Below are 13,220 nucleotides of genomic sequence, written 5' to 3'. Positions count from 1 at the left end.
CCCAGGTGAGGTGGAGCGGAACGAAGCCGGCAAGCGCGGCGGGCGCTTGCCCCAAGCGGCGCCGGCAGCGGCGCACACGGAAAGATGAACGACATCTTCAGAAACTGTGGCGAATTCTAATACACACCTGTATCTGAATGCAAAGATGAATCTGAAAGGGAAGGGATGCTAGACTGCGCGGCATGAAACCACAGCGCTTAACTCGCGAGCAGAGCAGGGACCAGACGCGCGAACGTCTGCTGAAAGCCGCGCATCGCATTTTTCTGAAGAAAGGGTATGTGGCCGCGAGCGTCGAGGACATCGCGGCGGCCGCCGGCTACACGCGCGGCGCGTTCTACTCGAATTTCCGCAGCAAGTCCGACCTGTTGCTGGAATTGCTGGAGCGCAACCACGAGGAGGTGCAGGCCGACTTCGTCGCGATTTTCGAAGGGGGCGGCACGCGCGAGCAGATGGAATCGATGTCGCTCGCGTACTACCGGACGCTGTTTCGCGACGACGAGTACTCGCTGCTGTGGGGCGAGGCGAAGCTGCAGGCGGCGCGCGACGCGAAATTCCGCGTGCGCTTCAACCAGTTCCTGCACGGCAAGCGCGTGCAGATGGCCGAATTCATCCAGCGCTTCGCCGAGCGCTCGGGCACGCCGCTGCTGCTGCCGGCCGATACGCTCGCGTTCGGGCTGATGTGCCTGTGCGACGGCGTGCAGTCGTACTACACGGCCGATCCGCAGCACGTGTCGGCCGACGTGGCCGAGTCGGTGCTCGGCGGCTTCTTCGCGCGGGTCGTGCTGGGGCGTGCGCCGGACTGACCGGCGCGGGCGGTGCGAGTGGTGCGGCGACGCGCGTCAGCGTTCGCCGGTCATCCGCCGGTACGCGTCGAGCAGCGACGTCTTGTAGACCACGCCCGCGAGCGTCGGCTCGGCTTCGCTCTCGATTACCGGCAGGCGTTCGCCCTGGAACGCCATGAAGCGCTGGAGCGCGGTCGCGAGCGGCATGTCGGGCGTGAGCAGCGGAAACGGCGTGTGCGCGTAGTGCGCGGCCGTCTTGTCGGTCGTGTCGCGCTTGTCGAGCAAGTCGGACGTGATGTCCTTCAACGCGACCGCGCCGCGAAAGCGCCCGGCGTCGTCGGTCACGTACAGATACTTCACCGGATATTCGAGAAACACGCGCGTCATGTCGGCGACGCTCGCGGTGAGCGGCACGACCGTCTGCGCGGGCTGGATCAGCTCGCGCATCTGCGTGGTGCGCAGCCGCTGCCGCTCCTGCGCGTCCTGGTAGTGGTGCTGCGTGATTTCATACATCGACGTGGTGCCGGTCGCGCGCGCGACGAAATACGCGAACACGCACGACACCAGCAGCGGCAGCACGACCTGGTAGCTCAGCGTCATCTCGAAGATCATCAGGATCGCCATCAGCGGCGCCTGCGTGGCGCCCGCCATGAACGCGCCCATCCCGACGATCGCGTACGCGAAATACGCGGACGTATGGCCGGGCCACAGCGCGTCCATCGCGAGCCCGAACAGCGAGCCGAACACGGCGCCGACGAACAGCGTCGGCGTGAATACGCCGCCGATCGCGCCCGAGCCGGCCGTCGCGGCGGTCGCGATCACCTTGAACACGAGGACCGCGACGAGCGCCTGCCAGGTCCACGGCGAATGGAGGATGTGGTTCACGACGCTGTAGCCGTTGCCCCACACGTCCGGAGTCCACACCGAGATCACGCCGACGACCAGGCCGCCGAGTGCGAGCCGCACGGGCAACGGCACCGGCAGCCGCTTGAACTGCGTCTTCGACGCGTCGAGCAGGTGCAGGAACTGCGGCGCGAGCACGCCGCACAGCGCGCCGAGCACGACGAACGGCAGCACCTCGGGGCCGGTCACGGCCGGAAACACCGGCATCTCGTATGGCGGCCGGTAGCCGGCGAATTCGCGCATCACGATGTTCGCGACGACCGACGCGACGACCATCGGCCCGAAGCTCTCCATCGCGATCGTGCCGAGCACGATTTCCGACACGAAAAAGGCACCGGCGATCGGCGCGTTGTACGCGGACGTGATGCCGGCCGCCGCCCCGCACGCGACCAGCAGGCGCAGGCGCGGCGGATCGAAGTGCGCGAAGCGGCCGACCAGTGACGCGGCGAGCGCCGCGAGCTGCACCATCGGGCCTTCGCGGCCGATCGAGCCGCCGCTGCCGATCGTCAGCAGCGACGACACGCTGCGCCACAGGCTCTGCCGCACCGGCACGACGCCGTTGCCGAGGGCGACCGATTCCATGTAGTCGGTCTTGGCGGCCTCCTTGTCGCCGCGCGTCGCGAGCAGCAGCACGCAGCCGGCGAGGAAGCCGCCCGCGGCCGGCATCCAGAACCGCAGGTACCACGGCAGGCTCTTCGCCATCTGCACGAAGCTGCCGCTGTGCCCCGAGATCAGCCGCTGCATCAGGTCGATGCCCTCGCGGAACGCCATCGTGGCAAAGGCGCCGCCGACGCCGACGATGGCCGACCAGATCAGCATCGTATGGGCGTCCGACAGGCGGAACAGCCTTCGGGCGCGAGTGCGCAGCTTCAGCAGGAACGAGAGCACGGCTGAAAGGGGGCGATGGAAAACGACGCGAAGCATAGCACTGCGCCGCGCCCGCGGGACCGCCTCATGGGGCTTCCCGTCGGGCGCGGCGCGCGAACCGTCGCGGACGTGCGGCTCAGCCAAGCCAGTGCTGCACGGCCCAGGTGATCCCGTAGCCGCCGGCGATCAGCCAGACGTTCAGGATCAGGCCGGTCATCAGTGCACGCGGGCCGGCCGCGCGGATCTGCGCGACGCGCGTCTCGATGCCGAGTGCGGTCATGGCCATCGTCAGCGCGAAGGTGTCGAGCACGTTCAGCGTGTGCGTGACGTCCGTGGGCAATACGTTCAGCGAATTGACGATCACGAAGCCGAGGAAGCCGAGCGCGAACCAGGGCACCGCCACCTTGCGCTGGCGTTGCGTGCCGCCGGCCGTGTCGTGAGCCGCACGCGCGGAACGGGACGAACGGGCGAGCCACCAGCCGAGCGCGAGCAGCACCGGCACCAGCAGCATCACGCGCGTCATCTTCACGATCGTCGCGACGTGCACGACCTCCGGGCTGATGTCGCTCGCCGCGCCGACCACCTGCGCGACTTCGTGGATCGTGCCGCCGAAGAACAGGCCGAGGCCGGCCGGATCGAGGTTCAGCAGCCCGGCGTGATAGGCGAGCGGATACAGGAACATCGACAGCGTGCCGAACAGCACGACGCTACCCACCGCCATCGCGCTCTGGTGCGGCTTCGACTGCAGCGTCGACTCGAACGCGAGCACCGCGGCCGCGCCGCAGATCGCGCTGCCGGCGGCGGTCAGCAGGGCGGCGTCGCGGTCGAGCTTCATCAGCTTCATGCCGACCCAGGTGCCGATCGCGAGCGTGCTGACGACGATCAGTACCGACACCGCGAGGCCCGGCAGCCCGACCTGCGCGATTTCCTGCAGGCTCACGCGCAAGCCGAAGAACGCGACCGCGATACGCAGCAGCTTGCGGGCGGAGAAATTGACGCCGGCCGCCCAGCTGGCCGGCATGCCGTCGCGCAGCGCGTTGCCGTACAGCGCGCCGGCGACGATGCCGACGATCAGCGGCGACAGGCCGAGCCCCGCGATCGCGGGAAGCTCGGACAGGCTCGTGACGGCGGCGGCGAATAGCGCGACGAACAGCACGCCGTTCAACTGGCCGCGCATCGACGACGCGGCGTGGCTGAGAGGGGGAGTCGGAGCAGTGGACATGGAGCACCGTGATGGAGCGTGTGGCGATGGTGTAATCCTAATTTCGTTATATCGATATGAAAAATTGTGATTTGTGACATAAACTATCCAGAAAGCCGATAATTCCCCTCCATGACCCCGGATCAACTGATAACCTTCGCCGCCGTCGCCGAGCATCTGAACATCAGCCGCGCCGCCGTGGCGCTGCATCTGTCGCAGCCGGCCGTGTCGGGCCAGTTGCGGCTGCTGCAGGACGAGTTCGGCGAGCCGCTGTACCAGCGCGACGGCCGCGGCATCCGCCTGACGCCGGTCGGCGAGCAGCTCGCGCAGTACGCGAAGGCGCAGCGCGACACGTTCGCGCAGGCGCGTGCGTTTCGCGACGCGGTGCGCGGGCTGGAAGCCGGCACGCTGCGCATCGGCGCGAGCACGACGCCCGCGAGCTACCTGCTGCCGTACCTGATCGCGGCGTTTCAGCCGCACGCGCCGCGTGTGTCGATCCAGACGATGAGCGGCAATACGGCCGACGTGGTCGCGGCGCTGCCGTCGCTCGACATCGCGCTGATCGAAGGGCCGCCCGGCGAGGCGCTGCCGCCGGGCACGGCCGTGCACGCGTGGCACGAGGACGAGATCGTCGCGATCGTGCCGGCCGGCCATCCGCTCGCGGCGCCCGGCTACGACGCGGGCGTGACGCTCGACGCGCTGGCCGCGCATCCGCTCGTGCTGCGCGAGGCGGGCTCCGCGGTGCGGCAACTCGTCGAGCGCGCGTTCGCGCATGGCGGCGCGCCGATGCGCGTCGCGTTCGAGATCGCGGGGGTCGAGGCGGTGAAGGAGGCCGTGCGCGCGGGGATGGGCGTGGGGTTCGTGTCCGCGATGTCGCTGCGTCACGAGGATGCGGCGCTCGTGCCGCGCTCGCTGGCGCCCGCGCCGCTCACGCGGCATTTCTCGATCCTCGTGCCGCATGGCGGCGCGCCGTCGCGGGTCGCCGCGCAATTCCTCGAAATGAGTCTCGCGCAGGACCTCGCATAGGCGCCGACACCGTGCCGGGAACGCGCGTTGCGCGCTGGCGGACGCGTATTCACGGGACAACGGGGCCTTAGGGATTTCCTCTATGGCGTGGGTCCGAAGCGAAGCGCACCATCCGTCTCAAGCAAATGGAACCGGTTCCATTCCGGTGAAAAAGGGCAACATGGCAGACATCGTGATCGTGGCGAGCGCATTCGGGATGGACCGGGTGCGCCAGGAGGGCCACAGTGCATTCATCGCGACCGTGGCGGCATCCGGCGCGGCCGGTTTCGAGGTGCGGCGCGAACTGTTCGCGTCGGACGACGATACGGCGCCCGGCGCGCTGGCCGCGCTCGGCGCGCAGATCGCCGGCCACGGACTGTGGTCGGTCTATTCGACCCCCGACGCGCTGTATACCGAAACGGGTGCGCTCGACGTCGACGCCTTGCGCGACGCACTCGCGCAAGCCGACGCGCTCGGCGCGCGCTTCGTGAAATTCCAGCTCGGCGGCTTTGCCGGCGACGCGCATGCGGCCGAGATCGTCGCGCTGTCGCGCGGGGCGCGGGCTCGCGTGGTGGTCGAAAACGGCCAGCCCGAGATCGGCGGCGCGTTCGTGCAGTTCCGCGGGCTGTTCGACGCGCTCGCCGATGCCGGCCTGCCCGATGCGCTCGGCATGACGTTCGACATCGGCAACTGGCAGTGGCGCGGTGAAGCGCCGCTCGACTGCGCGCAGGTGCTCGCGCCGCACGTGGAATACATTCATTGCAAGACCATCGAAGGCGAGGGCGCGCGTCGTTTCGCCGTCGCGCCGGCGCCGAACGATCCGCTCGTGACCGGCGTGCTCGCGGCGCTGCCGCAGCACGCGCCGCGCGGCATCGAGTTCCCGTTCGACGCGGCCGACCTGGCCGGCGATGCGTGCCGGCGCGTCGCGTGGCTCGCGACCGCGTGACCACGTGACCGCAGCAGGATTCTGAGGAGTTCAGTCATGAAAGCAGCACTCGATGTCGTGACCTACGGCGAAGCGATGGCGATGTTCGTCGCGACGGAGCCCGGCCACCTCGCGCACGCCGGGCAATTCGCGAAGCGGATCGCCGGCGCCGACCTGAATGTCGCGATCGGCCTGTCGCGGCTCGGTTTCCGGGTCGGCTGGATGAGCCGGGTCGGCCGCGATTCGTTCGGCCGCTACGTGCTCGACACGCTGGCGCGCGAGGGCATCGACGCGTCGTGCGTGACCGTCGACCCGCGCTACCCGACCGGTTTCCAGCTGAAGTCGCGCAACGACGACGGCAGCGACCCGACCGTCGAATATTTCCGCAAGGGTTCGGCGGCGAGCCACCTGTCGTGCGACGACTACGTGGCCGACTACGTGCTCGGCGCGCGCCACCTGCACCTGACCGGCGTCGCGCCGGCGATCTCGGCGACGTCGTGCGAACTCGCATTCCGGCTCGCGCGCGAGATGCGTGCGGCCGGCAAGACGATCTCGTTCGACCCGAACCTGCGCCCGACGCTGTGGCCGTCCGCCGACGTGATGGCGAAGACGCTGAATGCGCTCGCGACGCTCGCCGACTGGGTGCTGCCGGGTCTCGCCGAAGGGCGGCAACTCACCGGGCACGACAGGCCGGCCGACATCGCGGGCTTCTATCTCGCGCAGGGCGCGCGCGGCGTCGTGATCAAGCTCGGCGAGCAGGGCGCATATTTCCGCACGGCCGACGGCCGCGAAGGCACGGTCGCCGGCGAGCGCGTCGACAAGGTCGTCGATACGGTCGGCGCCGGCGACGGCTTCGCGGTCGGCGTGGTCAGCGCGCTGCTCGAAGGGCGCAGCGTCGAGCAGGCGGTCGCCCGCGGCAACCGGATCGGTGCGCTCGCGATCCAGGTGATCGGCGATTCGGAAGGATTGCCGACGCGCGACGCGCTCGACCGGCTCGAAAAGGTCAGCAATCACGCCGATCGCTTAGAGGAAACCGTCACCGCGCAATGAGAGGCCGGACACGGCACAATCCGCGGATCCATTTCGTGCGCGACGCACAGTAGTTTTGTTCGAGGCCGGGCAGGCGCCAGTGCGCCCACTCCGGTCCATATACGGAGACACTCTCATGGCAGCCAATCTCGCAGCCCGTCGGTGGTGGACGATCATGCCGATCGTCTTCATCACCTACAGCCTCGCTTACCTCGATCGCGCGAACTACGGGTTCGCGGCGGCGGCCGGCATCAACCAGGATCTCGGCATCAGCAAGGGCCTGTCGTCGCTGATCGGCGCGCTGTTCTTCCTCGGTTACTTCTTCTTCCAGATTCCCGGCGCGATCTACGCGGAACGCCGCAGCGTGAAGAAGCTCGTGTTCGTCAGCCTGGTGCTGTGGGGCGGCTGCGCGGCGCTGACCGGCGTGGTCAGCAATATCCCGTCGCTGATGGCGATCCGCTTCGTGCTGGGCGTCGTAGAGGCGGCCGTGATGCCGGCGATGCTGATCTACATCAGCAACTGGTTCACGAAGAACGAGCGCTCGCGCGCGAACACGTTCCTGATCCTCGGCAACCCGGTCACCGTGCTGTGGATGTCGATCGTGTCGGGCTATCTCGTGCATGAATTCGGCTGGCGCCACATGTTCATCGCCGAAGGCGTCCCGGCCGTCATCTGGGCCGTGTGCTGGTGGTTCCTCGTGCAGGACAAGCCGGCCGATTCGCCGTGGTTGAGCGCGCAGGAAAAGCGCGACCTCGACGCCGCGCTCGCGGCCGAGCAGGCGGCGATCAAGCCCGTGCGCAACTATGGCGAGGCGTTCCGTTCGCCGGCCGTGATCAAGCTGTGCGCGCAGTATTTCTGCTGGAGCATCGGCGTGTACGGCTTCGTGCTGTGGCTGCCGTCGATCGTGAAGAACGGTTCCGACCTCGGGATGGTCGCGACCGGCTGGCTGTCCGCGCTGCCGTACCTCGCGGCGACGATCGCGATGCTCGCCGCTTCGTGGGCATCCGACAAGGTCGGCTCGCGCCGCGGCTTCGTGTGGCCGTTCCTGCTGGTCGGCGCGGCCGCGTTCGCCGCGTCGTATGCGCTCGGTTCGTCGCATTTCTGGATTTCGTACGCGCTGCTGGTCGTCGCGGGCGCCGCGATGTACGCACCGTACGGGCCGTTCTTCGCGATCGTGCCGGAACTGCTGCCGAAGAACGTCGCCGGCGGCGCGATGGCACTGATCAACAGCATGGGCGCGCTCGGCTCGTTCGTCGGCTCGTACTTCGTCGGCTACCTGAACGGTGCGACCGGGTCGCCCGTCGCGTCGTACGCATTCATGAGCGCCGCGCTCGTCGCCGCGGTGATCCTCACGCTGTCCGTCAAACCCCAGGCGCGCGATGCGCATCCGCTCGCCGCGCCGCTGCAAGGAAAATGAAACAATGAAGCCCCGTATCGTCGCGTACAAGCCGCTGCCCGATGACGTTCTCGCGTACCTGCGCGAGCATGCGGACGTCGTGCAGGCCGACGGCGCCGCCGCGCTCGCCGCCGCGCTCGGCGACGCGGACGGCGCGATCGGCGCGAGCCTGAAGGTCACGCCGCAGATGCTCGATCGCGCGCCGCGGCTGAAGGCGTGGTCGACGATCTCGGTCGGCTACGACAACTTCGACGTCGCCGATTTCACGCGGCGCGGCATCGTGCTCGCGCATACGCCGGACGTGCTGACCGAGTCGACGGCCGATACGGTGTTTTCGCTGATCCTGGCCTCCGCGCGGCGGGTGGTCGAACTGGCCGAATGGGTGAAGGCCGGCCACTGGCATCGCAGCATCGGCCCGGACCTGTACGGCACCGACGTGCAGGGCAAGACGCTCGGCATCGTCGGGCTCGGGCGGATCGGCGGCGCGGTCGCGCGCCGCGCGGCGCTCGGCTTCCGGATGCAGGTGCTGTACGCGAACCGGTCCGCGCATGCCGAGGCCGAGACGCAGTACGGCGCGCGACGCGTGACGCTCGACGCGCTGCTCGCGCAGTCGGATTTCGTGTGCCTGCAGGTGCCGCTGTCGCCCGACACGCGCCACCTGATCGGCGCGCCCGAATTCGCGAAGATGAAACGCGGCGCGATCCTGATCAACGCGTCGCGCGGGCCCGTCGTCGACGAAGCCGCGCTGGTCGACGCGCTGCGCGCGGGGACGATCCGCGGCGCGGGGCTCGACGTGTTCGAGAAGGAGCCGCTGCCGGCGGATTCACCGCTGCTGCGGATGAAGAACGTCGTCGCGCTGCCGCATATCGGCTCGGCGACGCACGAGACGCGCCATGCGATGGCGCGCTGCGCCGCGGAAAATCTCGTCGGCGCGCTGGCCGGCACGCTGCGCACGAATCTCGTCAATCCGGATGCGCTGGCGCACGCCTGAGCCGCCCGAGGCAACCGGCCGGCACGGTACCGGCGCCGTTAGAGTCGATGATCTTGGTGCCGGAGGGCTGGCTGCGTTATGATCGCCCGCGCTCGTCGTATCGACGGCCGGCCACGCGGCCGGCGGCGTCGCGCGACGGGCATCCGCGCCAGGTCCGGTGCGGCCGACTGCCGTAGCACGCTGCTGGCGGGCGCGGCTCGACCGCGCGGCACCGGGCCAGCGCAGGCGCCGACGCGCCAGGACAGGGGAGGCCGCCGGTTGGCTTACGTTTCCAACAACAAAGGTCCGTCTGCTCACGAAGCGGCGCGGATCGTACGTCGCGAGGCACGACAGTGACCGATACGCAACCTTCCACGACGCGTCCGGCGACGATCAGCGACGTCGCGCGCGAGGCCGGCACGGGCAAGACCAGCGTTTCGCGCTACCTGAACGGCGAGACGCACGTGCTGTCCGTCGATCTGCGCCAGCGGATCGAGGCGGCCATCGCGCGCCTCAACTACCGGCCGAACCAGATGGCGCGCGGGCTCAAGCGCGGCCGCAACCGGCTGCTCGGCATGCTCGCGGCCGACCTGACCAATCCTTACACCGTCGAAGTGCTGCAGGGCGTCGAGGCCGCGTGCCATGCGCTCGGCTACATGCCGCTCATCTGTCACGCGGCGAACGAAGTCGAGATGGAGCGCCGCTTCCTGCAGCTGCTCACGACCTACCGCGTCGAAGGGCTGATCGTCAACGCGCTCGGCGCCGAGGAAGACGTGCTGCGCCCGCTGCGCGGCGCCGGCATTCCGGCCGTGCTCGTCGACCGCACGGTCGAGGGCTTCGAGGCCGACCTGATCGGCCTCGACAACACCGACGCGATCGAGACGGCGCTCGCGCACCTGATCGAGCACGGTTTCGACGCGATCCATTTCGTCGTGCAGCCGTTCGAGCAGGTCAGCTCGCGGCGCGTGCGCGAGGCCGCGTTCCGCGCGGCGCTGGCCGCACGCGGGCTGCCGGTGCCGTCGACGGTCGTGCTCGACCTGAACGAACCCGACGCGGCCGCGGCGGCGCTCGCCGACGTCGATGCCCGCATCGACGACGCGGCCCGGCGCGGCGTGCGCGCGGCGCTGTTCGCCGCGAACGCGCCGGTCGCGCTGGCGATCGCGCGCCACCTGCGCGCGCGCTTCGGCGCCGCATGGCAGCAAAAGGCGGCGCTGCTGTCGATCGACGATCCGGAATGGGCCGAGCTGATCGGCATCACGACGATCCGTCAGCCGACCTACGAAATCGGCTACAAGGCCGTCGAATTCGTGCACGAGCGGATCGACGGCGCGGCGGGCGACGTGCGCGTCGCGATGCTGCCCGGCGAGTTGATTGCGCGCGCGTCGACCGCAAGCTGAGTATCATTCGGGGCACGCGGCGTGTCAGGTGCGCTGCTTCGAACCAAGGAAATACATGACTGTCGCTCCCGTCACGCTGGCCGCGCTGATCGCCGCCACGCTGATCATCGCGCTGCTGCCGCTCGTCCTCTACCGCATCCTGCGCAAGCCGCTTGCGCTCAACCGCCGCGACACGATCGTCGGCGTCACCGTCTTCACGCTGTTTGCGATGATCCTCGAGCGCGCGTTCCACGGGCTCGTGCTGAGCCACACGCCCGAGGACGGCTGGCTGACGCAGCCGCTCGCGTTCGTCGCGTACAGCGCGCTCGCGACCGCCGTATTCGAGGAAATCGGCCGCTATGTCGGGATGCGTTTTCTGGACCGCCGCTATGGCGCATCGGCCGGCGACGGTCGCGGGATCGGCTACGGCATCGGCCACGGCGGCGCCGAAGCGTGGTTCGTCGGTGTGCTCGTCTGGGGCCAGTGGTCGTATCTCGCGTGGCTCGCGAGCCGCGGCCAGCTCGAGACGCAGTTGTCCGACCTGCCGGTCGACACCGTGGTGCGGCTGCACATGATGCTCGCGACGCTGTCGGCCCAGTCGATCCTGCTGTTGCTGCTCGAGCGCTGCGCGGCGTTCGCGGTGCAACTGGCGCTGTCGGTGCTGGTGTGGCGCGGCGTACGGGCCGGCCGGATGGCCGTGTTGCCGCTCGCGATCGTGCTGCACGCGCTCGCGGCGACGCCGACGCTGCTGTACCAGGTGCGCGTGCTGCCGGCCGCGTGGGTCGAGGCCGCGTATGTCGTGCTGGTCGCGATCCTGGGGGTCGCGCTGGTGAAGGCGTGCCGGCCGTCGCGTGCGGCGGCCTGACGGGAGAGCGCAATGGACGACTATCTGATCGAATGCCAGAGCGCGGAATTCGACGCGCTCGCGCGCGTGATCTGCGATCTCTTTCCGGAGCAGACGCGCTTCGCCGAAAGCAGCGACGAACGCGGGCGCTTCCTGGCCGTGCACTGGCTGGCGATGCGGTTCGGCGCGACGCCGAAGCGGATGACGCTCGACATCCGGATCGTGCCGGCCGCGCTCGCGCGCTACCTGGCGCTCAAGCCGATGCAGCGCGCGCGCAGCCATGCGGTACTGCATGCGTATACGGAAGCGATGCTCGGCTCGCTCGAAGAGCGGCACGCGGCCGGCGAGGCCGTCGAGCGCGACGCGGAACTCGAACTCGACGAAGACTTTGCGTGAGCCGTGGCGCCGGCCTCGGCCGGCGCGGTGCGTCACGCGTTACGCGTCGCGGTAGACCTGCGCGAAGCGCTGCGCCTGCACGACGCCGTAGTCGCCGGGCGCGTATTGCATCACCCAGTCGCCGGCGACGCCGCGCAGCGTGTCGCCGTTTTCCGAGCGGGCGATCGTAAACGCCTCGTCCATCCGGCGCGCGAGCACGACGGCCGGCCGGTTGCGGTAGGCGCCCGGCGTGCCGTGCGCGAGTGCCGGATCGGCGGGCAGGTATTTGGCGTCGAAGCGCGCGCGCGACACGACCCAGCGGTCGCCGGTCGAGCCGGTGATCAGCGCGTCGCCCGCGACATAACGGTTCGGGCCTTCGAGGCTCATCAGTTCGCCGTCGGCGTCCGCGAAAGATACGGCGACGGTTTCGTCCTTGACGACGCGACGAGCCTGCGGATCGGTACGCAGATCGAGTTGCTTGAGTTCGAGCATGGCGGGAAAGCGGGAAAAGCCGGGAGCTTATCCCGAATTCGGCGCGCCGTGTGACGCGCCGGTCGCCGATCGCGGCGCGGTTCGGCCCCGGGCGGGCCGGCACGGCGCCGGCGGGAAGGGTCAGGGCTGCGCGGGTGCGCTTGCGGCCGGCGCGGCGGCTGCCTTGCCGTCCTTGCCCTTCGTCTTGCCCTTGCCGCGGTGCTCGCCGCCGTGGTGCAGCCAGCTGCGGAACGTCGTGTCGGCCAGCGCCTTCTGCTCGGTCGGGAAGCTCTCGTACAGTGGCGCGAACGCGTCGGCGAGCTTCTTCGCGCCGTCGGCGTTCGCCTGCGACAGTTCCGCGTACTGCTTCATGTCGTCGAGCGCGGACACGTCGTGCTTGGCCATCCGTTCGCCGTAGAGACGGCCCATCGTTGCGCCGTTGTCGCGCATCGTGTCGGCGAACGTCTTCCATTGCGGTTCCTGCGCCGACGTGATCTTCAACTGGTCGTGCAGGTACTTGATGCGCTGCTCGATGCGCGCCTCGTGGCGGGCCGCGCGCTGCTCGGCGCTCGGGGCCGATGCCGCGGCCGTCGTGGCCGGTGCCTGGGCGGGCGCTTGCGGCTGCGCCGGGGTCTGCGCGAATGCGCTGGCTGCAACGACGAGCGTAGCGAGGGTGAGCGAGATTTTCTTCATGGTTGGCTCTCCGGGGTGGTGTCTGGCGAGCGGACGCGGCGGCCATTGCCGTCAGCGTACCTCTCGCGTCGCCCGCTATTAGTAGCACGTTGCATGCAGCGCGGCAGTGAATGCGACACTTGCTTACATCCGATACGAATCGAAATCGAAGGTGCGAATCCGGCCGTGCCGGTTGGGCGCGCCGGCGTTCGGCGCTATCATCGCGTCACTTTCCACTCCGCCGGCACATGCGTACCGGCCCAGCGTCATGCGCCCACCCCGCCTCGACCAACTCGACGATCTCGACCGGCAACTCGTCGCGCTGCTGCAAGCCGATGCGCGCGCCAGCGTCGCGGATCTCGCGCGCCAGCTCGACGTCGCGCGCACGACGGTCGTCGCGCGCA

General features: G+C 69.2%; 14 protein-coding genes. 10 read left to right on the top strand and 4 right to left on the bottom strand.

Annotated features, from left to right (window positions below):
* Positions 1-182 precede the first annotated feature (182 nt).
* Entirely contained in the window at positions 183-803 is a 621-nt protein-coding gene (locus JMF86_RS08475; RefSeq protein WP_006475958.1) for a TetR/AcrR family transcriptional regulator, read from the top strand.
* A 36-nt stretch (positions 804-839) separates the two neighbouring features.
* Here the strand turns inward: JMF86_RS08475 and JMF86_RS08470 are convergent, their stop codons facing one another.
* Both JMF86_RS08470 and JMF86_RS08465 read right to left on the bottom strand, forming a co-directional pair.
* A complete protein-coding gene (locus JMF86_RS08470; protein WP_201316952.1) occupies positions 840-2,573 on the bottom strand; it encodes a ClcB-like voltage-gated chloride channel protein in 1,734 nt (577 codons plus the stop codon).
* A 115-nt stretch (positions 2,574-2,688) separates the two neighbouring features.
* The gene (locus JMF86_RS08465; RefSeq protein WP_125380650.1) at positions 2,689-3,774 is read right to left on the bottom strand and encodes a YeiH family protein; all 1,086 of its coding nucleotides are present in this window, start codon (positions 3,772-3,774) and stop codon (positions 2,689-2,691) included.
* Between the two features lie 111 nt (positions 3,775-3,885).
* Between JMF86_RS08465 and JMF86_RS08460 the strand changes: the two genes are divergently transcribed.
* The 8 genes from JMF86_RS08460 to JMF86_RS08425 all read left to right on the top strand — a co-directional run bounded on the left by JMF86_RS08460 (position 3,886) and on the right by JMF86_RS08425 (position 11,694).
* Entirely contained in the window at positions 3,886-4,779 is an 894-nt protein-coding gene (locus JMF86_RS08460; RefSeq protein ID WP_027806089.1) for a LysR family transcriptional regulator, read from the top strand.
* 160 nt (positions 4,780-4,939) lie between these two features.
* Positions 4,940-5,704, top strand: coding sequence for a TIM barrel protein (locus JMF86_RS08455; RefSeq protein WP_125380651.1), 765 nt, complete (start codon positions 4,940-4,942; stop codon positions 5,702-5,704).
* A 36-nt stretch (positions 5,705-5,740) separates the two neighbouring features.
* Complete coding sequence (locus JMF86_RS08450; RefSeq protein WP_011549754.1) at positions 5,741-6,733, top strand: sugar kinase; 993 nt, start codon at positions 5,741-5,743, stop codon at positions 6,731-6,733.
* A gap of 115 nt (positions 6,734-6,848) precedes the next feature.
* Positions 6,849-8,129: an MFS transporter gene (locus JMF86_RS08445; RefSeq protein ID WP_006475964.1), complete on the top strand. Its 1,281-nt coding sequence runs from the start codon at positions 6,849-6,851 to the stop codon at positions 8,127-8,129.
* Positions 8,130-8,133: 4 nt separating this feature from the next.
* Entirely contained in the window at positions 8,134-9,099 is a 966-nt protein-coding gene (locus tag JMF86_RS08440) for an NAD(P)-dependent oxidoreductase (protein ID WP_125380652.1), read from the top strand.
* A gap of 332 nt (positions 9,100-9,431) precedes the next feature.
* The gene (locus JMF86_RS08435; protein WP_027810531.1) at positions 9,432-10,475 is read left to right on the top strand and encodes a LacI family DNA-binding transcriptional regulator; all 1,044 of its coding nucleotides are present in this window, start codon (positions 9,432-9,434) and stop codon (positions 10,473-10,475) included.
* A 55-nt stretch (positions 10,476-10,530) separates the two neighbouring features.
* Positions 10,531-11,319 (top strand): YhfC family intramembrane metalloprotease, encoded by a 789-nt coding sequence (locus tag JMF86_RS08430; protein WP_125380653.1) that lies wholly within the window; start codon positions 10,531-10,533, stop codon positions 11,317-11,319.
* 12 nt (positions 11,320-11,331) lie between these two features.
* Positions 11,332-11,694 (top strand): DUF3022 domain-containing protein, encoded by a 363-nt coding sequence (locus JMF86_RS08425; RefSeq protein ID WP_027806439.1) that lies wholly within the window; start codon positions 11,332-11,334, stop codon positions 11,692-11,694.
* 39 nt (positions 11,695-11,733) lie between these two features.
* On the opposite strand, the gene JMF86_RS08420 is transcribed toward JMF86_RS08425, so the two are convergent.
* Together JMF86_RS08420 and JMF86_RS08415 are read right to left on the bottom strand one after the other, a co-directional pair.
* Positions 11,734-12,165: a PGDYG domain-containing protein gene (locus tag JMF86_RS08420; protein ID WP_027814117.1), complete on the bottom strand. Its 432-nt coding sequence runs from the start codon at positions 12,163-12,165 to the stop codon at positions 11,734-11,736.
* A 120-nt stretch (positions 12,166-12,285) separates the two neighbouring features.
* The gene (locus JMF86_RS08415; protein ID WP_125380654.1) at positions 12,286-12,837 is read right to left on the bottom strand and encodes a Spy/CpxP family protein refolding chaperone; all 552 of its coding nucleotides are present in this window, start codon (positions 12,835-12,837) and stop codon (positions 12,286-12,288) included.
* A 247-nt stretch (positions 12,838-13,084) separates the two neighbouring features.
* Here JMF86_RS08415 and JMF86_RS08410 point away from each other — a divergent pair.
* A partial coding sequence (locus JMF86_RS08410; protein ID WP_201316949.1) for an AsnC family transcriptional regulator occupies positions 13,085-13,220 on the top strand: 136 nt, incomplete at its 3' end.

Origin of the sequence: Burkholderia sp. E168m15 (genome assembly GCF_016586105.1) — a bacterium.
GTDB lineage: Bacteria > Pseudomonadota > Gammaproteobacteria > Burkholderiales > Burkholderiaceae > Burkholderia > Burkholderia orbicola.
The sequence above is the reverse complement of the archived record's forward strand: the minus strand, read 5'-3'. Positions and strand labels throughout refer to the sequence as shown.